Source organism: Pseudomonas sp. Leaf129, from assembly GCF_001423465.1.
GTDB classification, from domain to species: Bacteria; Pseudomonadota; Gammaproteobacteria; order Pseudomonadales; family Pseudomonadaceae; genus Aquipseudomonas; species Aquipseudomonas coleopterorum.
Map to the genome: position 1 here is coordinate 464,477 of NZ_LMOC01000008.1, position 23,689 is coordinate 488,165.

Sequence of the window (23,689 nt, forward strand, 5' to 3'; positions counted from 1 at the left end):
GCAGGCCAATTATTAATCCTTGAACACTGATTACACTGAGTCCACAGGTTCATCAACCCATGCATCAATGACATGCATCAATGACTGGAGTGCAGCATGAGCAAGTCCACTTACAAGATCGCGGTGATTCCCGGTGACGGCATCGGCAAGGAAGTCATGCCCGAAGGGGTTCGCGTGCTCGACGCCGTGGCCGCCCGCCACGACCTGCACTTGCAGTGGGACTGGTTCGACTTCGCCAGTGCCGATTACTATCTGGCCCACGGCAAGATGATGCCCGATGACTGGTTCGAGACGCTCAAGGGCTACGACGCGATCTACTTCGGCGCCGTGGGCTGGCCCGATGTGGTGCCCGACCATGTTTCGCTGTGGGATTCGCTGCTGCAATTCCGCCGCGAGTTCGACCAGTACGTCAACCTGCGTCCCTGCCGCTTGATGCCTGGGGTCAAGGCACCACTGGCCAATCGCAAGCCAGGCGACATCGATTTCTGGGTGGTGCGCGAGAACACCGAAGGCGAGTACTCCAGCGTAGGCGGCAAGATGTTCCCCGGCACCGACCGCGAGATCGTTCTCCAGGAAACGGTGATGACCCGCGTTGGCGTGGATCGCATTCTCAAGTTCGCCTACGACCTGGCGCAAAGCCGACCCAAGAAACACCTGACCTCGGCGACCAAATCCAACGGCATTGCCATCACCATGCCGTACTGGGACGAACGCGTGGCCGAAATGGGCAAGCAGTACCCGGACGTCAACGTCGACAAGTACCACATCGATATTCTCACGGCCAACTTCGTGCTGCATCCGGACTGGTTCGATGTGGTGGTGGCCAGCAACCTGTTCGGTGACATCCTCTCCGACCTCGGTCCGGCCTGCACCGGCACCATCGGTATTGCGCCGTCGGCCAACATCAACCCGGAGCGCAACTTCCCCAGCCTGTTCGAACCGGTGCACGGCTCGGCGCCGGACATCGCCGGCAAGGGCGTGGCCAATCCGATCGGGCAGATCTGGTGCGGCGCCATGATGCTCGAACACCTCGGCCATCCGGAAGCAGGTGCGGCAGTTCTGGCGGCCATCGAAAAGGTCTTGGCCATGGGCCCGGAACAGGCGCCCCTTACCGCCGATATCGGCGGCACCGGTACCACCCGCGCGTTGGGCGAGGCCATCGCCGCCGCCTGCTGACGCCGCAGTACCTCTGACGCACCCCAGCGCCCCTGTGGGAGCGGGCTCTGCCCGCGAAACAAGCGCTGCGATACCTCTGACGCACCCCAGCACCCCTGTGGGAGCGGGCTCTGCCCGCGAAAAAAACACCGCAGTACCCCTGACACACCACAGCGCCCCTGTGGGAGCGGGCTCTGCCCGCGAAAAAGACACCGCAGTGTGTCAGGCTTACCGCAGTGAAGCCTTCGCGGGCAGAGCACGCTCCCACAAGGTGCCAATGCTCCAAAGGTTATCGGCAGCGCGCTGTGGGAAAGGCTATCACCGCTCCCCTGTGGGAGCGGGCTCTGCCCGCGAAACARGCACCGCAGTGTGTCGGGTGTACCGCRGTGAAGCCTTCGCGGGCAGAGCACGCTCCCACAAGGTGCCAATGCTTTAAAGCTTATCGGCAGCGCGCTGTGGGAAAGGCTATCACCGCTCCCACAGAGCCCCCCTCCAACAGAGTACTGCTCCCACACGGCACCGCTCTTACGGACGACTGTTCTGTTTGACCCGCTCGATTCGGGAGAATGTTGCGCCGCGATCTGGCATCGTCGGTGTAAACCCCGATGGTCCATGAGAGCCCGCCTTATGACGCTGCTGTTCAAAGTCCCCGACGAGCGTGCGTCGGCCTGGAAAGCCTTGTTCGCCGAGCACGCACCGGATATCCCCCTGCGCTTCTGGCCGGACATCGGCGACCCGGCGCAGGTGCGCTATTTCGCGGCCTGGCAACCGCCTGCGGACCTGTATGAGCGATTCCCTCAGCTGCAGGTGGTGTTCGCCACCTCGGCAGGGGTCGACCAGTTCGACCTTGCCCATGTGCCCGAATCGGTCAGCGTGGTGCGCATGCTCGACCCCGGCATCGCCCAAGGCATCATCGAGTACGTAGGCTTTGCCGTGCTAGGCCTGCATCGACAGATGCCAACCTACCTGCAGCAACAGCGCCAAGGCGTATGGAAGACCCATCCACTGCAGGCCGCCAGCAAGCGTCGGGTGGGTGTGATGGGCCTGGGCAACCTGGGCCAGGCGGCATTGAATGCGCTGCGTCCGTTCGGCTTCGCCTTGAGTGGCTGGTCACGCACACTCAAGACCCTGCCGGACGTGCGCTGCTACGGCGGCCGCGACCAGTTGCCGGAGTTCCTGGGCAACTGCGACATCCTGCTGTGCCTGTTGCCCCTGACCAGCGACACGGCCGGCATCCTCGATGCCCGGACCTTCGCCGCGCTGCCCGCGGGCGCGAGCCTGATCAACCTGGGCCGTGGTGGTCATCTGATGGAAGCCGACTTGTTGGCGGCGCTGGACTCGGGCCATCTGGCCCATGCAATCGTCGATGTGCTGCAAGAAGAGCCACCACCCAGCGATCACCCCTTCCTCGACCATCCGAAAATCTGGCTGACCCCGCACATCGGCGCCATGACCGATCCGCACTCGGCCTTCGAGGTGCTGCTGGAGAATATCCGCAGGCATCAACGAGGTGAGGTCATGGTCGGTCTGGTGGAACCGGGCGCCGGCTATTAGCGGCAAACCCGTGGCAGCCACATACCGGGCTGCCACAGGTCAAGCGCTTCAGTGCTTCTTCGGCGTGCTCGGATTGATCATCCGCGACAGGCCCAGATTCTTCAGGGCCAGCTGCAGCGAGCTGTGGATAACTTGCGGGTTGTCGATCTTGCTCAACTGGGCCAGCAGTTCCTTGGCCTTGCTCAGGTTGACCTGACGCAGCATCCACTTCACCTTCGGCAAGTTGGTGGCGTTCATCGACAAGCTGTCGAAACCCATCGCCATCAACAGTATCGCGGCAGCCGGGTCGCCGGCCATTTCGCCGCAGATGCTCACCGGCTTGCCTTCGGCATGGGCCTCGGTGACCACATGCTGCAGAGCCTGCAGCACGGCCGGGTGCAGGTAGTCGTAGAGGTCGGCCACGCGCGGGTTGTTGCGGTCCACAGCCAGCAGGTATTGGGTCAGGTCGTTCGAGCCCACCGAAAGGAAGTCGACCTGGCGCGCCAGCTCCTTGGTCAGATACACCGCCGCAGGGATCTCGATCATCACGCCCACCGGCGGCATCGGTACGTCGGTGCCCTCGTCGCGCACCTCGCCCCAGGCCCGGTGAATCAGGTGCAGAGCCTCTTCCAGCTCGTGGGTCCCGGAGATCATCGGCAGCAGGATGCGCAGGTTGTTCAAACCCTCGCTGGCCTTGAGCATGGCGCGGGCCTGCACGAGGAAGATTTCCGGGTGGTCGAGGGTCACGCGGATGCCGCGCCAGCCCAGGAACGGGTTCTCTTCCTTGATGGGGAAATACGACAGCGACTTGTCGCCGCCGATGTCCAGGCTGCGCATGGTCACCGGCAGCGGGTGGAAGGCGGCCAACTGTTCACGGTAGATGGCCAGCTGTTCCTTCTCGCTGGGGAAGCGCTGGTTGATCATGAACGGCACTTCGGTGCGGTACAGGCCAACGCCCTCGGCGCCGCGCTGCTGCGCACGGGCCACATCGGCCAGCAGACCGGTATTGACCCACAACGGCATGCGGTGGCCGTCGAGGGTCACGCAAGGCAATTCGCGCAGGGCATCGAGACCCAGCGCCAGCTGCCGCTCCTCTTCGACCACATCGGCGAACTGCTTGCTGAGGATGTCGCTAGGGTTGGTGTAGACCTCGCCGTGGTAGCCATCGACGATCATCTTGATGCCATCGACCTTGGAATACGGCAGGTCGACCAGGCCCATCACCGTCGGGATGCCCATGGCACGCGCGAGAATGGCAACGTGGGAGTTGCCCGAGCCCAGGACCGACACCAGGCCGACCAGCTTGCCTTCCGGCACCTCGCCGAGCATTGCCGGCGACAGTTCTTCGCTGATCAGGATGGTGTTGTCGGGGTAGACCAGGGTTTGCTGACGCGCCTCCTGCAGGTAGGCGAGCAGGCGCCGCCCCAGGTCCTTGACGTCGGAGGCGCGCTCGCGCAGGTAGGCGTCGTCCATCAATTCGAAACGGTTGACGTGCTCGGTGACGACGTGGCGCAGCGCACCCTGGGCCCACTGCCCGGTCTTGATCACGTTGGTCACTTCGCTGCCCAGCGAAGCGTCGTCGAGCATCATCAGGTAGACGTCGAACAGCGCCCGCTCTTCGGGGCGCAGCTGGGTGGCCAGTTTCGCCGACAGGGTGCGCATGTCGTTGCGCACGCCTTCCAGCGCGTTCTGGAACAACGCCAGTTCGGCATCGATGTCGCTGACACTCTTGTCGGGCACCACGTCCAGGTCGGCCGGCGGCAGCATGACCACTGCGGTCCCCACGGCCGCGCCGGGCGAACCCGGCACGCCGACAAAGCGCGCTTCCTGGATACCCTTGCCCTGACGCCCCAGGCCACGGATCGAACCGGTGGCTTCGGCATGGGCGATCACCCCCGCCAATTGCGCGCTCATGGTGACCAGAAAGGCTTCTTCGCCCTCGTCGAACTGACGCCGCTCCTTTTGCTGGATCACCAGCACCCCCACCACACGCCGGTGGTGAATGATCGGCGTGCCTAGGAACGACGCGTAGCGCTCCTCGCCGGTTTCGGCAAAGTAGCGATAACGCGGATGGCCGGCGGCGTTTTCCAGGTTGAGCGGCTCTTCGCGCGTGCCCACCAGGCCCACTAGGCCTTCGTTGGGGGCCATGCTGACCTTGCCGATGGAGCGTTTGTTGAGGCCTTCGGTGGCCATCAGCACGAAGCGATTGGTTTCCAGATCCAGCAGGTACACCGAGCAGACCTGGCTGCCCATGGCTTCCTTGACGCGTTGCACAATGATCCCCAGCGCCGACTTGAGATCCTTGGCGGAGTTGACTTCCTGGACGATCTTGCGCAGCGTATTGAGCATGGCTCGGGGTCGAACTCCGTCGTCAGTCGCGCGAAAGAAGGCGCGGGGCTAGCTCTTTGAGCGCGCGTCTGTAGACCTCGCGCTTGAATGTCACCACCTGGCCCAGCGGGTACCAATAGCTGACCCAGCGCCAGCCATCGAACTCGGGTTTGCCGGTCAGGTCCATGCGCACGCGCTGCTCGTTGGACACCAGGCGCAGCAGGAACCATTTCTGTTTCTGGCCGATGCACAACGGTTGGCTGTGCGTGCGCACCAGGCGTTGGGGTAGACGATAACGCAACCAGCCGCGGGTGCAGGCAAGTATTTCTACATCCTGGCGTTCCAGCCCGACTTCTTCATTCAGCTCGCGGTACAAGGCCTCTTCCGGCGTTTCCTGAGGGTTGATACCCCCTTGCGGAAACTGCCAGGCGTCCTGATTGATACGCCGAGCCCATAGCACCTGACCGGCGTCATTGGTGAGAATGATGCCAACGTTAGGGCGAAAACCATCGGGGTCGATCACGGCAACAACCTCGTAAACGCATGTTCTGGCATTGTTCCACAAAGCCTGTGAAGGCAGCAACGACGCCGCGTAGCTTATGTGCACGCATGTGAAAAGTCCGTATTCTGTGGGCCTTTTCCCCATTTAATGCGAGTCATTTCATGCGCCTGGCCCTATTCGACCTCGACAACACGCTGCTCGGCGGCGACAGCGACCATGCCTGGGGTGATTATCTGTGCGCCCGCGGCATTCTCGATGCCGACACCTACAAGGCACGCAACGACGAGTTCTATCAGGACTACCTGGCAGGCCGTCTGGACTTGAACGAGTACCTGAACTTCACCCTGGAAATCCTCGCGGCGACCGACGTGGCGCAACTGGATGAATGGCATCGCGATTTCATGCGCGACTGCATCGAGCCGATCATGCTGCCCAAGGCCGCCGCCTTGCTGCAACAGCATCGCGACGCGGGTGACAAGCTGGTGATCATCACCGCCACCAATCGCTTCGTGACCGGCCCGATCGCCGAGCGCCTGGGCGTGGAAACGCTGCTGGCCACGGAAGTGGAAATGGTCGACGGCCGCTACACCGGTCGCAGCTTCGATGTGCCCTGCTTCAAGGAAGGCAAGGTCACGCGCCTGAACCGCTGGCTGGAAGAAAACGGCTACGATCTGCACGACAGCTATTTCTACAGCGACTCGATGAACGACCTGCCGCTGCTGGAGCAGGTGACCCACCCGGTGGTAGTCGACCCGGACCCCCGCCTGCACGAAGAAGCCAAGCGCCGCGGCTGGAAGGAAATCTCCCTGCGCTGATAACTGCTCACTGTGGGAGCGGGGCGAGCGGCTGAGCCCTCTGCCCGCGAAGAATGCACCGCGGTCTGTCTGATCCACCGCGGCGTTCTCTTCGCGGGCAGAGCCCGCTCCCACAGGGATCGTAGCCAACCGTAGGAGCGGTCATCAGCCGGGAAGAGTACGCCGCGGTCTGCCTGACTGCGCAGCCTCAGGCAGGCTTGGTCACCATCAGCCCGATGATCGACAGCAGCACCACCACTGCCACGGTCGCAATGATCAAGACATTGCGCCGTTTGGCCGCAACGACGACCTCATCGAGCCCTATCGCCAGACGCAGGCGATTCACCCGGTTGATCAGCAGCAGCCAGACCCCACCGCCGATCACATACAACACCGCGGCGGTGAGAATCCAGGTTTGCCCCAAGGGCCAGCCGACTCGGTGCACCAGCCACCAGCCCGTCACCGGAAAACTCACCAGGCTCACGGCCATGACCACCCAGGCGTACACCCAGGGCCGTTGCAGGGTACTGGCGAAGGGCAGCCGGTCGCCGCCTTTCCAACTGCGCCAGGCACGGTAGATGACGGCCGCCACGCTGCCTAGCAGCACGACCGTGGCAGCGACGTGAAATACTTTCAGAATCGCCAGGCTTTCCATGACGCGTGATCCCTATGGGCATTGACGATGCATCATCGACAAGCGTAGCACCCGTCGAGTTCACCCTATGGGAGCGGGGCGGGCGGCTGAGCCCTCTGCCCGCGAATGGCACACCACGAACTCAAGCCAGGCACCGCATCACTACCCCAGAAACAACTGATAAGCCGGGGTCGCTCTTGTGGGAGTGGGCTCTGCCCGCGAATGGCACACCACGGACTCAAGCCAGGCCCTCCATCACTACCCCAGGAACAACTGATAAGCCGGGTTATCCGTCTCGTCCCAGAACGGGTAGCCGATTTCGGCCAGCGCGCCGGCCACCAGATGGCGCTCCTCTTCAGGCACCTGCAGCCCAGCCACCACACGCCCGTCGGCCGCACCATGGTTGCGGTAGTGGAACATCGAGATGTTCCAGCGCCCGCCCAGCTTGTCGAGGAAGTTGAACAGCGCACCCGGACGCTCCGGGAACTCGAAGCGCAGCACCATCTCGTCGCTGACCCGGACCGCATGGCCGCCGACCATATGGCGAATGTGCAGCTTGGCCAGCTCGTTGTCGGTCAGGTCCAGCACCGGGAAGCCGTGGGATTGCAGCGTCTGCACCAGCACCGCCCGCGGATCGCGCTCGGGGTGGGTCTGCACGCCGACGAAAATGTGTGCTTCGTGACCGGTGTGGTAGCGGTAGTTGAACTCGGTGATCTGCCGTTTGCCGATGGCCTCGCAGAACGCCTTGAAGCTGCCCGGACGCTCGGGAATGGTCACCGCGATGATGGCTTCGCGCCCCTCACCCAGCTCGGCACGCTCGGCCACGTGGCGCAGCCGGTCGAAGTTGACGTTGGCACCCGAATCGATCGCCACCAGGGTCTGCCCCGACACACCCCGTGCCTCGACGTACTTCTTGATCCCCGCCACCCCGAGCGCACCAGCAGGTTCGGTGATCGAGCGGGTATCGTCGTAGATATCCTTGATCGCCGCACAGATCTCGTCGGTGCTGACTGTGATCACTTCGTCCACGTGATCCTTGCAGATCTCGAAGGTGTACTGGCCGATCTGCGCCACCGCCACACCGTCGGCGAACAACCCGACCTGCGGCAGCACCACGCGCTCACCGGCACGCATGGCTTGCTGCAGGCAGTTGGAATCGTCCGGCTCGACGCCGATGACCTTGATGCCCGGACGCAGGTATTTGACGTACGCAGCGATGCCCGCGATCAGACCGCCGCCGCCCACCGGCACGAAGATCGCGTCGAGATCGCCCGGATGCTGACGCAGAATCTCCATCGCCACCGTGCCCTGGCCGGCAATGGTATACGGGTCGTCGTAGGGATGGATGTAGACCATGCCCTGCTCGTCCACCAGCTTGAGGGAATGAGCCAGGGCCTCTGGAAACGAGTCGCCGTGCAGCACCACGATGCCACCGCGCGAACGCACGCCTTCGATCTTGATCTCGGGGGTGGTGTTGGGCATCACGATGGTGGCCTTGATCCCCAGCTCGCGCGCCGCCAGCGCCAGGCCCTGGGCATGGTTGCCGGCCGAGGCGGTGACCACGCCACGGGCCAGTTCCTCTGCGCTGAGCTGAGCCAGCTTGTTGTAGGCGCCGCGAATCTTGAACGAGAACACCGGCTGCAAGTCTTCGCGCTTGAGCAGAATCTTGTTGTTCAGGCGCTCGGACAGCTGCCCGGCGGGCTGCAAAGGGGTTTCCACCGCAACGTCGTAGACGCGCGAGGTGAGGATCATCTTTACGTACTGTTCGAGCATGGCGGACATCACTGACGATAACGGGCAGGGCCGACGAGTCTAAGCCAACGACCACGGCAAAACCAAGGTTTTGCCCTTATAATGCGCGCCTTCGGGGCCACAACCACTAGAGCCCCAACTGCCGCTGCGGAGCTTGCATGACCCAGGACCAACTCAAACAGGCCGTCGCCCAGGCTGCCGTTGATTTCATTCTGCCCAAGCTGGGCGAAAAGAGCGTCGTCGGCGTGGGCACCGGGTCCACCGCCAACTGCTTCATCGACGCGCTGGCGCAGCACAAGAGCGCCTTCGACGGCGCCGTGGCCAGCTCCGAAGCGACCGCGGCACGGCTCAAGGGCCATGGCATTCCCGTGTACGAACTCAACAGCGTGGGCGACCTGGAGTTCTACGTCGACGGCGCGGACGAAAGCGACGAGCACCTGAACCTGATCAAGGGCGGCGGCGCTGCGTTGACCCGCGAGAAGATCGTCGCGGCCGTGGCCACCACGTTCATCTGCATCGCCGACGGCAGCAAGCTGGTGCCAGTGCTGGGCGACTTTCCGCTGCCGGTGGAAGTCATCCCGATGGCCCGCAGCCATGTCGCGCGCCAGCTGGTGAAACTGGGCGGCGATCCGGTCTACCGCGAGGGCGTGGTGACCGACAACGGCAACATCATCATCGACGTGTACAACATGCAGATCACCGACCCGGTGGCGTTGGAAACACAGATCAACGCCATCGTCGGCGTGGTCACCAACGGCCTGTTCGCCGCCCGCCCGGCCGATGTGCTGCTGCTGGGCACCACCGAAGGCGTCAAGACCCTCACCCGCCCCGCCTGAGCCTCGATCGTGGGAGCGGGTCTTGCCCGCGAAGGACACACTGCGCTGTACCTGACACACCGCAGCTTGTGGGAGCGGGCTCTGCCCGCGAAGGGCGCGCTGCAGCGTCCCTGACACACCTCAGATGTGGGAGCGGGGCTCCGCCCCGCTCCCACAAGGGTCACTGTACAGCCATAAAAAACACATCTATCCATATTCCCAATCGTTAGTTCATTTAAATTTAACAAACGATTAGGGTATATACACCGGACCACCGGACCTGCGTACATCCAAGCAAGGCGACATACGCCCTGCATGACGTGAGGACGGTATGGTCAACCACTCGATTTCCCTCGAACACTCCCAACCACAGACAACAACCGACAACGGTCCGGCGCTCTTGCCTGCGCAGATCCTGCGCAACGACGCCGACGCACTCGAAGCCGCGCAGGCGCTTGCCGCCAGTGCCCGCACCCACGCTGCCAGGCGAGACCAGCAACGTGAACTGCCCTGGCAACTGATAGAGCAATTCACCGCCAGCGGCCTGGGCAGCATCACCGTGCCACGCGCCTTCGGTGGCCCCGACGTCAGTTTCGTGACCCTGGCCGAGGTCTTCCGGCTCATCAGCGCCGCCGATCCAGCCCTGGGGCAGATCCCACAGAACCATTTCGGCATCTTGCAGATGCTGCGCGGCACCGCCACCGAAGCGCAGCAATACGCGCTATTCACCGCCGTGCTCGAAGGCGCGCGCATCGGCAACGGCGGCCCTGAACGCGGCGCCCGCAACACGTTGGAAATCAACACCCGCATCGTCCGCGACGGTGACGGCGGGCGAATCAGCGGGCAGAAGTTCTACTCCACCGGCGCGCTGTTCGCCCACTGGGTGGCAGTCAAGGCCGTGGACGATGAACAGCGTCTGGTCATGGCGTTCGTACGCCGCGGCACACCCGGCCTGCGCATCGTCGACGACTGGTCCGGCTTCGGCCAGCGCACCACCGCCAGCGGCACTGTCCTGCTCGAAAATGCGCACGTACCCGACACCCATGTGGTGCATATCTGGCGCCAGGCACAGCAACCGAACATTCAGGGCGCCGTGTCGCAACTGATGCAGGCCGCCATCGACGCCGGGATTGCCGAAGCGGCGATCGACGACACCATCGCCTTCGTCCGGGAAAAATCGCGCCCGTGGATCGAAGCCGGGGTCGAGCGCGCCAGCGACGATCCGTTCGTGGTCGCCGACATCGGTCGCTTGAAGCTGGAACTGCACGCCGCGCAGGCACTGCTGCGCAAGGCCGCCCGCGTGCTCGACCAGATTGGCCAGGGGCCGGTGGACGCCGCCCTCGCCGGCCGGGCCTCGATCGCCGTGGCCGAGGCCAAGGTGATCACCACCGAAATCGCCTTGCAGGCCAGTGAAAAGCTTTTCGAGCTGGCCGGCAGCCGCGCCACCCTCGCCGAGTTCAACCTCGACCGCCACTGGCGCAACGCCCGCGTGCACACCCTGCACGATCCCGTGCGCTGGAAATATCACGCCGTCGGCGCCTATCACCTGAACGGCAGCCTGCCCGCACGCCATTCCTGGATTTGACCAGACCGCTGGAGATCAGCATGAGCTCATTGCCCCACCCCCTCGACGGCGTCGCACGCATCGCCAACGATCAGCAGGCGCTGGAGGTTGCCCGGCAGCTGGCCCCCCAGTTGCAGCGCGACAGCGCCCTGCGCGACCGCGAGCGGCAGCTCCCCCACGCCGAACTGACGCTGTTCTCCCGCTCTGGCCTGGGCGGCATCAGCGTGCCCAGGGCGTTCGGCGGAGCCGGTGTGTCCAACGTGACCCTGGCCCAGGTCATTGCCCTGCTGGCGGCTGCCGACGGCTCGCTGGGACAGATCCCGCAGAATCATTTCTATGCCCTGGAAGTGCTGCGCATCAACGGCAGCCCCACGCAGCAGCAGCGCCTGTACACCGACGTGCTGGCAGGCCAGCGGCTGGGCAACGCCCTGGCCGAACTCGGCACCCGCACCGCCCACGACCGCACCACGCGCCTGACCCGCGACGGCGACGGTTTCCGCATCAATGGCCGCAAGTTCTACGCCACCGGTGCGCTGTATGCCCAATGCATTCCCACTTCGGTGATCGATGAACAAGGCGTGCAGCAACTGGCCTTCGTGCCCGCCGACAGTGCCGGGGTCCAGGTCATCGACGACTGGAGCGGCTTCGGCCAGCGCACCACGGGCAGCGGCTCGGTGGTGTTCGACAACGTCTGGGTCGGCGCCGACGCCATCGTGCCGTTTCAAAGCGCGTTCGAACGGCCCACTACGGTCGGCCCGTTCGCACAGATCCTCCACGCGGCGATCGACACCGGCATCGCGCGCGGGGCGTTCGAGGACGCCTTGCAGTTCGTCCGCACCCGTACCCGGCCGTGGATCGACGCCACCAGCGACAAGGCCGTCGAAGATCCGCTGTCGCTGAAGAGCTTCGGCCATCTGGCCATCCGCCTGCACGCCGCCGAAGCGCTGTTGGAGCGGGCCGGCGAGATCCTCGACAAGGCCCAGGCCGAGCCCACCGCCGAACACGTCGGCGCCGCCTCGATTGCCGTGGCCGAAGCCCGCGCCCTCAGCACCGAGATTTCCCTGGCCGCCGGCAGCACCCTGTTCGAACTGGCCGGCAGCCAGGCCACCCTGGCCGAGCATGGCCTGGACCGGCACTGGCGCAACGCCCGCGTGCACACCCTGCACGACCCAGTGCGCTGGAAGTACCACGCCATCGGCAACTACTACCTCAACGACCAGTTGCCACCACGCCGGGGGACCATCTGATGAGCAAGAAGCAGATCCTGCTCAACGCCTTCAACATGAACTGCGTGGGCCACATCAACCACGGCCTGTGGACCCATCCGCGCGACACTTCGAGCCAGTACAAGACCCTGGAATACTGGACCGAGCTGGCTCGGTTGCTGGAGCGCGGCCTGTTCGATGGCCTGTTCATCGCCGACATCGTCGGGGTCTACGACATCTATCAGGATTCGGTCGATGTGACCTTGAAGGAGTCGATCCAGCTTCCGGTCAACGACCCGTTGCTGCTGGTATCGGCCATGGCCGCGGTCACCCGCCACTTGGGTTTCGGCCTGACCGCCAACCTCACCTACGAAGCGCCCTATCTGTTCGCCCGACGCCTGTCCACGCTCGATCACCTGACCCGCGGTCGGGTGGGCTGGAACATTGTCACCGGCTACCTGGACAGCGCGGCCAAGGCCATGGGCCTGACCCAGCAGGTGGAGCACGACCGCCGTTATGATCAGGCCGACGAGTACCTGGAGGTGCTCTACAAACTCTGGGAAGGCAGCTGGGAAGACGACGCCGTCGTCGAAGACCGCGAGCGGCGCATCTACGCCCAGCCGGAAAAGGTCCACAAGGTGCAGCATGAAGGCGAGTTCTACCGGGTCGAGGGTTACCACCTCTGTGAACCCTCGCCACAGCGCACACCGCTGCTGTTCCAGGCCGGCAGCTCGGCACGGGGCCTGCAGTTCGCCGGTCAGCATGCCGAATGTGTGTTCATCAGCGGACAAAACAAGCAGGCCACCCGCGTCCAGGTGGACAAGGTGCGCGATGCGGCCCGCGCGGCCGGCCGCGATCCGCAGGCCTTGAAGGTGTTCATGGGCATCACTGTCATTGTCGCTGCCACCGAGGCCCAGGCCTGGGCCAAGCATGATGAATACCTGAGCTACGCCAGCGCCGAGGCCGGGGTCGCCCACTTCGCCGCCTCCACCGCGATCGACTTTGCCCGCTACGAACTCGACGAGCCCATTCAGTACGTGAAGGGCAATGCCATCGAGTCGGCCACCAAGACCCTGCAAAACAACGACTGGACCCGCCGCAAATTGCTCGACCAGCACGCCTTGGGCGGACGCTACATCACCTTGGTCGGCGACCCGGAACAGGTTGCCGACGAACTCGAAGCCTGGATCGCCGAGACCGGCCTGGACGGGTTCAACCTGACCCGCACGGTCACCCCGGAAAGCTACGTCGACTTCATCGATCTGGTGATTCCCGTGCTTCAGGGGCGCGGTTCGTACAAGACCGCCTATGCCCAGGGCACGTTGCGCGAAAAGGTCTTCGGCCAAGGCCCGGGGTTGCCCGAAGGGCACGCCGGTTTCAGTTACAAGCGCGGTGCCTGACCGGGCCTCTTCGCGGGCAGAGGGCTCAGCCGCCCGCCCCGCTCCCACACGAGCGCTCGCCCGTTAATTGTGGGAGCGGGCTCTGCCCGCGAAGTGGCCCTCCCCAACCCCACAAAAACCAATGGACCAACACCATGCTCAAACCCACCCTGCTACTCGCCCTCACCCTCCTCACCGGCCTGGCCCACGCCGCCGATGACAAGCCCCTGATCGTCGGCACCACCGCCGCCTTCGCCATTCCCCTGGAAACCGCCGTGGAGGAAGCCAAGAAACAAGGCCTGACCGTCAAGCTGGTGGAATTCACCGACTGGATCGCACCCAACGTCAGCCTGGCCGCCGGCGACATCGACGTGAACTACTTCCAACACATCCCCTTTCTGGAAAACGCCAATACCCAGGCCGGCACCGACCTGGTGCCCTATGCACCGGGCATCATCAACAACGTGGGGCTGTACTCCAAACGCTACAAGAGCTTCGACGAGCTGCCCAAGGGCGCCAGCGTGGCCATCGCCAACGACCCGATCAACAGCGGTCGCGGCCTGCAGCTGCTGGCCAAGGCCGGCTTGATCACCCTCAAACCGGGGGTTGGCTATAAGGCCACCGAAGACGACATCCTCACCAACCCCAAGGGCATCAAGATTCTTCAGGTCGAAGCCGTGCAACTGGTGCGCGCCTACGACGACGCCGACCTGGTGCAGGGCTACCCGGCCTACATCCGCCTGGCCAAGACCTTCGATGCCGGCTCGGCGCTGCTGTTCGACGGCCTCGACCATCCCGAATACGTGATCCAGTTCGTGATCAAGCCCGAGCGCAAGGATGATCCGCGCCTGGCCAAGTTCGTGGATATCTACCAACACTCGCCGGTCGTGCGCGCCTCGCTCGACAAGATCAACGGCAAGCTCTACCAAGTCGGCTGGAAGGAGTGAGTATGCCCACCACCAATGTCCAACGCCGGCTGGCCGACACCGCCGGCCTTGCCCGGCAGCCTGCCGAACCCCTGGAGCTGCACCCGCAACTGGCCAACAGCCTGGTGCGCTTCATCGGCGTCGGCAAGACCTATGAGGGCGCGCAGGGTCCGGTGCAGGCCCTGCAAGGTATCGACCTGACCATCGAGCGCGGCGAAGTGTTCGGCATCATCGGCCGCAGCGGCGCCGGCAAGTCGTCGCTGATCCGTACCATCAACCGGCTGGAACAGCCCAGCAGCGGGCGCGTGCTGATCGATCAGGTGGATATCGGTGATTTCGACGAGGATCGTCTGGTGGCGCTGCGGCGGCGCATCGGCATGATCTTCCAGCACTTCAATCTGATGTCGGCGAAAACCGTGTGGCAGAACGTCGAGTTGCCGCTCAAGGTCGCCGGCGTGCCCCAGGCCGAGCGCTGGCGCAAGGTCGGTGAACTGCTCGAACTGGTTGGCCTGCAGGGCAAGCGCGACGCGTACCCGGCGCAGCTGTCCGGCGGGCAGAAGCAGCGCGTCGGCATTGCCCGCGCGCTGGTCCACGATCCGCAGATCCTGCTGTGCGACGAAGCCACTTCAGCGCTGGATCCGGAGACCACCGAATCGATCCTGGCGCTGCTGCGCGACATCAATCGGCGCCTGGGGCTGACGATCATTTTGATCACCCACGAAATGGCCGTGATCCGTGCCATCTGCGACCGCGTGGTGGTGCTCGAGGGCGGCCAGGTGGTCGAGCAGGGGCCGGTGTGGCAGGTCTTCGGCGACCCTCGGCACGAGGTCAGCCGCACCCTCCTGGCACCGTTGCAACACGGCCTGTCCGATGAGCTGCGAGCACGTCTGCGCAGTACGGCGCCGACACCCGAGGCCGCGCTGGTGTTGCGCCTAGGCGTAACCGGGGCACAGACGGGTGAAGCGGATCTGTCCTCGCTGTTCAACCTGCTGGGCGGGCAGGTCAGCCTACTGCAAGGCGGGATCGAACGCATTCAAGGGCGGGCGCTGGGCAGCCTCGTCGTGGCGGTGAGTAATTCGCCCCATGACCGTGAGCATCTGCTGCAACGCGCCCGGCAATGGGCACAACAGGTAGAGGAGCTGGGCTATGTGGTTTGACCGTCTGCTGCAGGGCGCCCTCGACACCTTGTTGATGGTGGGCGTTTCGTCGTTGATCGCGTTGCCGGTGGGGGTCGTGATGGCGGTGGTGCTGGTCACCAGCGACCGAGGCGGCATCTACCAAGCGCCAGCGCTGAACCGCGTGCTGGGCGCGTTCGTCAATCTGTTCCGATCGGTACCGTTCCTGATCCTGATGGTGGCGCTGATCCCGTTCACTCGGTTGATCGTGGGTACCACCTATGGGGTGTGGGCGGCGGTGGTGCCGTTGACCATCGCTGCGACGCCGTTCTTTGCGCGCATCGCCGAGGTCAGCCTGCGTGAGGTCGACCATGGCCTGATCGAGGCTGCGCAGGCCATGGGCTGCCGACGCTGGCATATCGTCTGGCATGTGCTGCTGCCCGAGGCACGGCCCGGCATCGTCGCCGGTTTCACCATCACCGTGGTGACCATGATCAACTCATCGGCCATGGCCGGCGCCATCGGTGCCGGTGGGCTGGGCGACATCGCCTACCGCTACGGCTACCAGCGTTTCGACAGCCAGATCATGCTCACGGTGATCGTGTTGCTGGTGGCCCTGGTGACCTTGATCCAGTTCAGCGGCGACCGTCTGGCGCGGGTGCTCAACAAGCGCTAGTCGCAAGACCGCAGAGCCCCCTTCGCGGGCAGAGGGCTCGGCCGCCCGCCCCGCTCCCACAGATGAGACGGTGATCATGTGGGAGCGGGCTCTGCCCGCGAAGAGGCCCTCAGCTCATCAAGCCTCCTTCCCCTCGCCCTCACCTTCCTTGATCCGGTACCAGGCCACATACAGCGCCGGCAGGAACAACAGGGTCAGCAAGGTCGCCACCACGATCCCGCCGATCATCGCGTAGGCCATCGGCCCCCAGAACACCTCACGAGCGATCGGGATCATGCCCAAACTGGCCGCCGCTGCGGTGAGCAGGATCGGGCGACGACGATGCTCGGTCGCCTCCAGCACCGCATCCCACGGCTTGTAACCATCGCGCTCGTAGGCATCGATCTGGGTCACCAGAATTACCGAGTTGCGGATGATGATGCCGATCAGGGCCAATATCCCCAAGATCGCCACGAAGCCCATGGGCGTCCCGGTCGGCACCAACGCCAGCACCACGCCGATGATGCCCAGCGGCGCCACGCTGGCCACCAGGAACATCTTCTGCACACTGTGCAGCTGAATCATCAGGAAGGTCGCCATCAGGAACAGCATCAACGGCACCACCTTGGCGATCGGGCCCTGCGCCTTGCCGCTTTCCTCGACCGTACCGCCGGTGGCCACCTTGTAGCCCACCGGCAGGCCTGCAGCGAATTTCTCGATCTCGGGCTTGAGCTGGGCCACCAGGTCGGTCGGCTGGATATCGTCGCTGACCGCCGCCTTCAAGGTGATGGTCGGCAGGCGATCACGCCGCCACACCAGCGGCTGCTCCAGCTCGTAGCGCACGGTGGCGAACGCCAAGAGCGGAATCGACGTCCCGCTGGGCGTGACGATCTGCAGGTTCTGCAGGGTTTCCGGCGAGCCGCGCTCGGCATCGTTGGCCCGGCCCACCACGTTGACCAGGTAGATATCGTCGTTGACCTGAGTCACTGCCGAACCACTGACGATGGTGTTCATCAGCTTCGCCACGTCCTCGGACGACAACCCCAACTGCCGGGCCTTGTCCTGGGCGATGTCGATGCGCAGCACTTTGCCTGGCTCGTTCCAGTCGTAGATCATTTCGCCGATGTGCGCGTTGTGGTCCAGCAGGGTGGCCAGCTCGATGGCGTGCTTGCGCACCTGATCGATGTCCTTGCCGCTGACCCGGTACTGGATCGGCCTCCCCACGGGTGGGCCCATTTCCAGCGCCTGAACATAGGTGCCGATGCCCACGAAGTCGTCACGCAGACGCTTTTTCAGACGCTCGGTCAAGGCCCCGCGCTCTTCTAGACCCTTGCTGACGATCACCAACTGGGCGTAGTACGGGTTCTCCAGTTGCTGGTCCAGGGGCAGATAGAAACGAATCGCGCCCTGACCGATGTAGGTGCTCCAGCGGACGATGTCCGGATCATCCTTAAGCGTCGCTTCCAGGCGATCGACCGCCTGGCGCGTCTCGTTGATCGAGGCGTTCTGCGGCAGGTTCAGGTCCACCAGAATTTCCGGCCGGTCGGACGAGGGGAAGAACTGGTTCTGCACGAAGCGCATGCAGAACAGTGCGGCGGCGAACAGCAGCAACGTGCCGATGATCGTCAGCCAACGGTGGCGCATGCAGCCCAGCAGTCCGCTGTGGAACCAGCGCGCGACGCGCCCAGGCTGCTCCGGCTTGGGTTTGACGTTCTTGCTCAGGATATGCACGCCGATGACCGGCGCGAACAGCACCGCCACCACCCACGACACCAGCATGGCCACCGCAATCACGGCAAACAGGGTGAAGGTGTACTCCCCTGCCGAGCTGGCGTTCAAACCGATCGGCACGAAGCCCGCCACGGTGACCAGGGTGCCGGTGAGCATCGGGAATGCGGTGGAGGTATAGGCGAAGATAGCCGCTTCCTCCTTGCTGTCACCTGCCTCCAGGCGGGTGACCATCATCTCCACGGTGATCATCGCATCGTCGACCAGCAGGCCCAAGGCGATGATCAACGCCCCCAGGGAAATACGCTGCATGGTGATGCCGCTGTACTCCATGAACACGAAGACCATGGCCAGCACCAGCGGAATCGAGCAGGCCACGACCAGACCGGCGCGCACGCCGAGGCTGACGAAGCTGACGATCAGCACGATCACCACGGCCTCGAACAGCGCACTGGTGAACCCACCGACCGCCTTCTCGACCACCTCGGCCTGGTCCGACACCTTGTGCACGCCCACGCCCACGGGCAGCTGCGCGGTCAACTCGTCCATGCGCTTGTGCAGCGCGGTACCGAATTCCTGAATGTTGCCGCCGTCCTTCATGGCGATGGCCAGGCCGATGGCAGGCTGGCCGTTGTAGCGGAACATCGGCGCGGCCGGGTCCTTGTAGCCACGTTCGATGTCGGCGATGTCGGTCAGCCGATAGAAACGGTCGTTGAGCCTGAGATTGACCGTTTCCAGGTCCTTCTCCGACTTGAACTGCCCCGAGGTTCGCACCGAAATGCGCTCGGGCCCTGCCTCGATCACACCGGCCGGCGTCACCGCGTTCTGCGCCTGAAGCGCACCCACCACCTGTTGCTGATCCAGGCCCAGCGCTGCGAGTTTGCGCGTGGAGAAATTCAGGTAGATGACTTCGTCCTGCTGACCTACCAGCTGCACCTTGCCCAGGTTGTCGACCTGGCGAATCTCGGCGCGCACCTGTTCCACGTAGTCGCGCAGCTGCCGCATGCTCAGGCCGTCGGCGGTGAAGGCATAGATGGAGCCGAACACGTCACCGAATTCGTCGTTGAACGATGGCCCCTGCAAGCCTTGGGGAAAGGTCCCGCGAATGTCGTCGACCTTCTTGCGCACCTGGTACCAGATCTGCGGGATCGCCTTGGCACTGGTGGTATCGCGCAGGTACACGAACACGGTGGACTCGCCGGGGCGCGTGTAGCTCTTCACGTAGTCCAGCGAGTCCAGCTCTTCGAGCTTCTTCTCGATGCGGTCGGTGACCTGCTTGAGCGTCTCTTCTTGCGTCGCCCCGGGCCAGCGGCTCTGGATGACCATGGTCTTGATGGCGAACGCCGGATCTTCTTCACGGCCCAGGTTGAAATAGGAAAACACGCCCATCAGCAGGCCGACGAACATCAGGTACCAGACGAAGGACTGGTGCTTGAGCGCCCAGTCGGACAGGTTGAAACTTCCCTTCATTGCCGGCTCGCCTCGTCCAGTTTGATTTTCTGCCCAGGTTTCAGGCTGTTGACGCCCGCGCTGACCACGCGCTCGCCCGCCTGCACACCGCTGCCCACCACCACGACGCCACGGTCGCGGCTGAGCACGGTGACCTGTTGCGGGTTCACGGTCTTGTTCTGGACGTCCACCCGCCACACCTGGGTCTTGCCGTCGATCTCCTGCACGGCGGTTTCCGGCAGCTCCAGGCGCTGCGCGATGCTTGAACTCAAGGTGACGCTGATCGCCGTACCCAGGCGCAGGCCCGCAGGGCTCTCACGCAGGGTCAGGCGTGCGCGACGGGTACGCGTGGAGCTGTCGGGGCGTGGCTCCAGCTCGCGCAAGGTGCCCATGGTCGCAACGCTGGGGTCAAGCTGGGACTGCACGTGGAATTCCACGCCCTCAGGCAGGGTCTCGGCGAGCCCGGCGGGCAGGTCGATGACCGCCTCCTTGACGTCGGGACGAGCGAGGACCACCACTTCTTCACCGGCGCTGACCACCTGCCCGACTTCCACCTTCCACTGGTTGACCACCGCGGCATCGTCGGCACGCAGTTCGCTGTAGCTCAGCTGGTCCTTGGCCTGGCTGACGGCGGCCTTGGCCTGATCGAGCGAAGACTGCGCGGTTTTCAGGTCGGTCTGGGCGATGTCCAGCCCGGCCTGCGCACCGACGCCACGGTCGAACAGCTCCTGCTGACGCCGAGCGTTGGCCTGGGCATTGATGAACTGCGCCTGGACGCGGGCCAGATCACCCTGGTTGGCGCGCAACTGATTCTGCTGGTCAGTCGGGTCGAGAGTGGCCAGCAACTGGTTTTTCTCCACCTGGCTGCCGACATCCACCGCGCGGCGGGCAATGCGTCCAGACACGCGGAAACCCAAGGTGCTTTCATAGCGCGCCTGGATATTACCGGCGAAGCGACCCAGGCTTTGCTGGTCCAGGCCCTTGACCTCCACCGACAACACCGGACGGATCGGCTCGGGGGCCGGCTCTTCCTTCGAACAGCCTGCCAGCAACAGCACGGCCGCAGACAACGCGATCACCGCTTTCATGGCTGACGCTCCTGGGCAATTTCCACCTGCATGTCGGGGTGCAACAACTGCCCCCCGGCCACCACCACGCGGTCGCCATTGTTCAAGCCATTGGCGATCACCACCTTGGCGGTCAGGTAACGGCCCACCTCGACCTTGCGCAGGCTGACCTTGTCACCTTCCCCAACCACCCACACGGCAGGCTCTTCGATGTCCTTGGTCAGCGCCGACCACGGCAGTTCGACGCTGGTCTTGCCCGGACCATCGAGCGAGGCGTTGACCACCGAGCCCAGGTCCATGCCCTTGGGCACGCCCTGCAGGGCGATCTTGACGCGCACCGTGCCGGTCTGCGCGGACACCGCCGGAGTGACTTCGCGCACGGTGCCGGTGGTCTTGATCGCCGGGTCGTCGAGCAGGCTGACGGTGATCGGCTGCTGTCCACCCGGCTGGGCGAACAGCGATTCATACACATCGAAGACCGCATCGCGGTCGCCATCGCGGGCCAGACCGAAGATCGGCGCGGTGGCCTGCACCACCTGGCCCGCCTCGGCCTGGCGTGCGGTGATCACGCCCGGGGCATCGGCCACCAGGTCGGTGTAGCTCAACTGCTCACGAGCGTTGGCCAACTGAGCATTGGCTGCCGCCAGCGAGCTCTGCGCACCGCGCAGCGCCGCCTGGGCGGAGTCGTATTCACTCTGGCTGGTATAGCCCTTGGGCAGCAGCTTCTGCTGACGCACGAAGGCCGCCGAGGTCTGCTTCACGCGGGCCTGTTCGGCGGCCACCGCAGCCTTGGCCGAGTCGACGTTGGTCTGCAGGTCCTTGGGATCGAGGCGGGCCAGGACTTGCCGTGCGCTGACGTGGTCGCCCACATCCACCATGCGCTGGATGATCTTGCCGCCAACGCGGAACGACAACTGGGTCTGGATGCGGGCCTGCACATCGCCAGTGAGATTGACGGCAGCGGCGAATTCGCCGCTCTGCACATTCTCCACGCGCACGCGTGGGTGCGTCGGCTCGATAGGCTTGTCTTCACCACAGCCGGTCAGCGCGATGAACAAGAGACCAACCCCTACAACCTTCCAACGAGGACCAGCCATGCAGGCTCCTTTGCGTGCGCTGTGATGCTAGGTGTGTATGCGACTGTGAGCCGAGTTCTAGGTTCATTTGCCGGGGAGGGCCCCGTCCGGACACAGCAAAACGCCGACACTGTACAAGCTGTCGGCGCTCAGGTGAACTGTCGTGACGCTCGGAATCAGAACGCTGGCAATACTGCGCCGCTGTACTTCTTCTCGATGAATGCCTTCACTTCCGGGCTGGTCAGCGCTTTGGCCAGCTTCTGCATGGCCGGGCTGTCCTTGTTGTCCGGACGGGCCACCAGGAAGTTCACGTAAGGCGAATCCGAACCTTCGATGACCAAGGCGTCCTTGGCCGGGTTCAGGCCCGCTTCCAGTGCGTAGTTGGTGTTGATCATGTCCAGGTCGACCTGATCCAGCACGCGCGGCAGCATGGCCGATTCCAGTTCCTTGAACTTGAGGTTCTTGGGGTTGCTGGCGATGTCCTTCGGAGTGGCCAGAGCGTTGCTCGGGTCCTTCAGGGTGATCAGGCCGGCTTTCTGCAGCAGGATCAACGCACGGCCGCTGTTGCTGCCCTCGTTGGGGATGGCCACGGTCGCGCCGTCCTTGAGTTCGCTCAGCGATTTGACCTTCTTGGAGTAACCGCCGAAGGGCTCGACGTGCACGCCGATCACGGTGACCAGGTTGGTGCCCTTGCCCTTGTTGAAGCTTTCCAGGTACGGCAGGGTCTGGAAGTAGTTGGCGTCCAGACGCTTCTCGTTGACCTGCACGTTGGGTTGCACGTAGTCGGTGAAGACCTTGATGTCCAGGTCAACGCCTTCCTTGGCCAGGGTCGGCTTGATCAGCTCGAGGATCTCGGCGTGGGGAACCGGTGTGGCCGCGACCACGAGTTTGTCTGCCGCGTTGGCCAGGCCGAAAGACAGGGAGGCCGCCAAAGCGGTGAACAGCAAAGCCTTCTTCATGCTAAGTCCTTGAAATTGGGTGCCGGCGGCAGCAAATGGCCAGCCTTGCGCGGACAATACCCGGAATTAATATTCCTACAAATACCTTTTAGTTCGCCCCTTATGCCTTTTTGTGCAATCGCTCCAGGTGGCGGGTCAGCACTGCAGCCAAGGCGGTCGGATCGACGTGCTCGAGCGCCTGGGTCAGTTGCCGTTCGATATACCCCAAGGTGCCCGCTGCCGAAGGCAGATTAAGATGCTCGGGAAGGATCTCATCACCGCTGCTTACCAGCAGGGCAAAATGGATGACGTTTTCCAGCTCGCGGGTGTTGCCGGGCCAGTCGTGTCGCTCCAGCACCTGCTGCGCCTGGGTGCTGATCAGCGGCACCGCCAGGTTCAGGCGGTGGCTGTAGATGCCCAGAAAATACTCGGCCAGGGCCAGAATATCGCCGATCCGCTCACGCAACGGCGGCAGCGTCAGGCGGCCTTCGCCCAGATAGGCATACAGGCGCTCGTTGAATTTGCCAGCCGCCACGGCCTGGGCCAGATCGATGCTCGACGCGGCCACCAGGCGTACGTCCACCGGATTGGGCTGGGCCGCGCCGACGCGCGTGACTTCGTGGGTTTCCAGTGCCGCGAGCAGCTTGGTCTGGATGGCCAGCGGCAGGTCGGCGATCTCGTCCAGGTACAGCGTGCCTCCGTTGGCCGAGCCGAACCAGCCGGCCCGGCTGCTGGCCGTACCGCTGTGGGCGCCTGCGCTGTAGCCGAACAGTTCGGCATCGGCGTAGGTCGGGCTGATCGCACCGCAGTTGACCGACACGAACAGCCCACCGCGATCACTGGCCCGGTGAATGTGCCGGGCGAGCAGCTCCTTGCCGGTCCCGCTCTCGCCATGGATCAGCACCGGCAACGCCTTGGGCGCCAGCCGTTCGAGCTCCTCGCGCAAGCGCCGCGAGCGCGGGTCGACGAACACCAGTGCCTTGGCACGAATGCTCAGCGGGCTCTTGTCGGCGTCGGGAAAGGTCAGCAGCGGCTGGCCAAAGGTGTCGTGGTATGCAGTCATGGGCAAAGCTC

At 64.1% G+C, this 23,689-nt stretch carries 19 protein-coding genes; 10 read left to right on the forward strand and 9 right to left on the reverse strand.

Translation table 11 applies throughout. The features are described 5' to 3' along the window. Positions 1-96: 96 nt before the first annotated feature. Both ASF66_RS16160 and ASF66_RS16165 read left to right on the forward strand, forming a co-directional pair. Positions 97-1,176 (forward strand): tartrate dehydrogenase, encoded by a 1,080-nt coding sequence (locus ASF66_RS16160; RefSeq protein WP_056844554.1) that lies wholly within the window; start codon positions 97-99, stop codon positions 1,174-1,176. Positions 1,177-1,782: 606 nt separating this feature from the next. Then, a complete protein-coding gene (locus ASF66_RS16165; protein ID WP_056844555.1) occupies positions 1,783-2,709 on the forward strand; it encodes a 2-hydroxyacid dehydrogenase in 927 nt (308 codons plus the stop codon). A 48-nt stretch (positions 2,710-2,757) separates the two neighbouring features. Here the strand turns inward: ASF66_RS16165 and ptsP are convergent, their stop codons facing one another. Together ptsP and ASF66_RS16175 are read right to left on the reverse strand one after the other, a co-directional pair. After that, positions 2,758-5,037, reverse strand: coding sequence for a phosphoenolpyruvate--protein phosphotransferase (gene ptsP / locus ASF66_RS16170; RefSeq protein WP_049861579.1), 2,280 nt, complete (start codon positions 5,035-5,037; stop codon positions 2,758-2,760). Between the two features lie 22 nt (positions 5,038-5,059). Further along, complete coding sequence (locus ASF66_RS16175; RefSeq protein ID WP_043191776.1) at positions 5,060-5,539, reverse strand: RNA pyrophosphohydrolase; 480 nt, start codon at positions 5,537-5,539, stop codon at positions 5,060-5,062. A 140-nt stretch (positions 5,540-5,679) separates the two neighbouring features. On the opposite strand from ASF66_RS16175, the gene ASF66_RS16180 reads away from it, so the two are divergent. Then, positions 5,680-6,333: an HAD family hydrolase gene (locus tag ASF66_RS16180; protein WP_056844556.1), complete on the forward strand. Its 654-nt coding sequence runs from the start codon at positions 5,680-5,682 to the stop codon at positions 6,331-6,333. A 187-nt stretch (positions 6,334-6,520) separates the two neighbouring features. Here the strand turns inward: ASF66_RS16180 and ASF66_RS16185 are convergent, their stop codons facing one another. Next, entirely contained in the window at positions 6,521-6,967 is a 447-nt protein-coding gene (locus ASF66_RS16185) for a DUF2269 family protein (RefSeq protein ID WP_056844557.1), read from the reverse strand. 237 nt (positions 6,968-7,204) lie between these two features. Next, the gene (gene ilvA, locus ASF66_RS16190; RefSeq protein ID WP_049861576.1) at positions 7,205-8,719 is read right to left on the reverse strand and encodes a threonine ammonia-lyase, biosynthetic; all 1,515 of its coding nucleotides are present in this window, start codon (positions 8,717-8,719) and stop codon (positions 7,205-7,207) included. Positions 8,720-8,856: 137 nt separating this feature from the next. Between ilvA and rpiA the strand changes: the two genes are divergently transcribed. From rpiA to ASF66_RS16225, 7 genes are all read left to right on the forward strand, one after another. Next, complete coding sequence (gene rpiA / locus ASF66_RS16195) at positions 8,857-9,534, forward strand: ribose-5-phosphate isomerase RpiA (protein ID WP_056844558.1); 678 nt, start codon at positions 8,857-8,859, stop codon at positions 9,532-9,534. 310 nt (positions 9,535-9,844) lie between these two features. Further along, positions 9,845-11,098: an SfnB family sulfur acquisition oxidoreductase gene (locus ASF66_RS16200; RefSeq protein WP_056844559.1), complete on the forward strand. Its 1,254-nt coding sequence runs from the start codon at positions 9,845-9,847 to the stop codon at positions 11,096-11,098. A gap of 20 nt (positions 11,099-11,118) precedes the next feature. Continuing rightward, a complete protein-coding gene (locus tag ASF66_RS16205; protein WP_056844560.1) occupies positions 11,119-12,324 on the forward strand; it encodes an SfnB family sulfur acquisition oxidoreductase in 1,206 nt (401 codons plus the stop codon). Then, positions 12,324-13,682, forward strand: coding sequence for an LLM class flavin-dependent oxidoreductase (locus tag ASF66_RS16210; RefSeq protein WP_056844561.1), 1,359 nt, complete (start codon positions 12,324-12,326; stop codon positions 13,680-13,682). The genes ASF66_RS16205 and ASF66_RS16210 overlap by 1 nt, the downstream gene beginning before the upstream one ends. A 134-nt stretch (positions 13,683-13,816) precedes the next feature. Continuing rightward, complete coding sequence (locus ASF66_RS16215; RefSeq protein ID WP_056844562.1) at positions 13,817-14,608, forward strand: MetQ/NlpA family ABC transporter substrate-binding protein; 792 nt, start codon at positions 13,817-13,819, stop codon at positions 14,606-14,608. 2 nt (positions 14,609-14,610) lie between these two features. Continuing rightward, on the forward strand, positions 14,611-15,744 hold the full coding sequence (locus ASF66_RS16220; RefSeq protein WP_056844563.1) for a methionine ABC transporter ATP-binding protein: 1,134 nt from the start codon (positions 14,611-14,613) through the stop codon (positions 15,742-15,744). Next, complete coding sequence (locus ASF66_RS16225; protein ID WP_049861569.1) at positions 15,734-16,378, forward strand: methionine ABC transporter permease; 645 nt, start codon at positions 15,734-15,736, stop codon at positions 16,376-16,378. Before ASF66_RS16220 ends, ASF66_RS16225 begins: the two co-directional genes overlap by 11 nt. A 117-nt stretch (positions 16,379-16,495) precedes the next feature. On the opposite strand, the gene ASF66_RS16230 is transcribed toward ASF66_RS16225, so the two are convergent. The 5 genes from ASF66_RS16230 to ASF66_RS16250 all read right to left on the reverse strand — a co-directional run bounded on the left by ASF66_RS16230 (position 16,496) and on the right by ASF66_RS16250 (position 23,678). Then, positions 16,496-19,555 carry an efflux RND transporter permease subunit gene (locus ASF66_RS16230; RefSeq protein WP_056844564.1) on the reverse strand — a complete coding sequence of 1,020 codons (3,060 nt, stop codon included), beginning with the start codon at positions 19,553-19,555 and terminating at the stop codon, positions 16,496-16,498. Further along, a complete protein-coding gene (locus ASF66_RS16235) occupies positions 19,552-20,622 on the reverse strand; it encodes an efflux RND transporter periplasmic adaptor subunit (RefSeq protein ID WP_056844565.1) in 1,071 nt (356 codons plus the stop codon). The genes ASF66_RS16230 and ASF66_RS16235 overlap by 4 nt, the downstream gene beginning before the upstream one ends. Further along, positions 20,619-21,698 carry an efflux RND transporter periplasmic adaptor subunit gene (locus tag ASF66_RS16240; protein ID WP_056844566.1) on the reverse strand — a complete coding sequence of 360 codons (1,080 nt, stop codon included), beginning with the start codon at positions 21,696-21,698 and terminating at the stop codon, positions 20,619-20,621. The genes ASF66_RS16235 and ASF66_RS16240 overlap by 4 nt, the downstream gene beginning before the upstream one ends. Before the next feature lie 155 nt (positions 21,699-21,853). Further along, a complete protein-coding gene (locus tag ASF66_RS16245; protein WP_049861565.1) occupies positions 21,854-22,636 on the reverse strand; it encodes a MetQ/NlpA family ABC transporter substrate-binding protein in 783 nt (260 codons plus the stop codon). Positions 22,637-22,736: 100 nt separating this feature from the next. After that, the gene (locus tag ASF66_RS16250; RefSeq protein WP_056844567.1) at positions 22,737-23,678 is read right to left on the reverse strand and encodes a sigma 54-interacting transcriptional regulator; all 942 of its coding nucleotides are present in this window, start codon (positions 23,676-23,678) and stop codon (positions 22,737-22,739) included. Between the last annotated feature and the right edge of the window lie 11 nt (positions 23,679-23,689).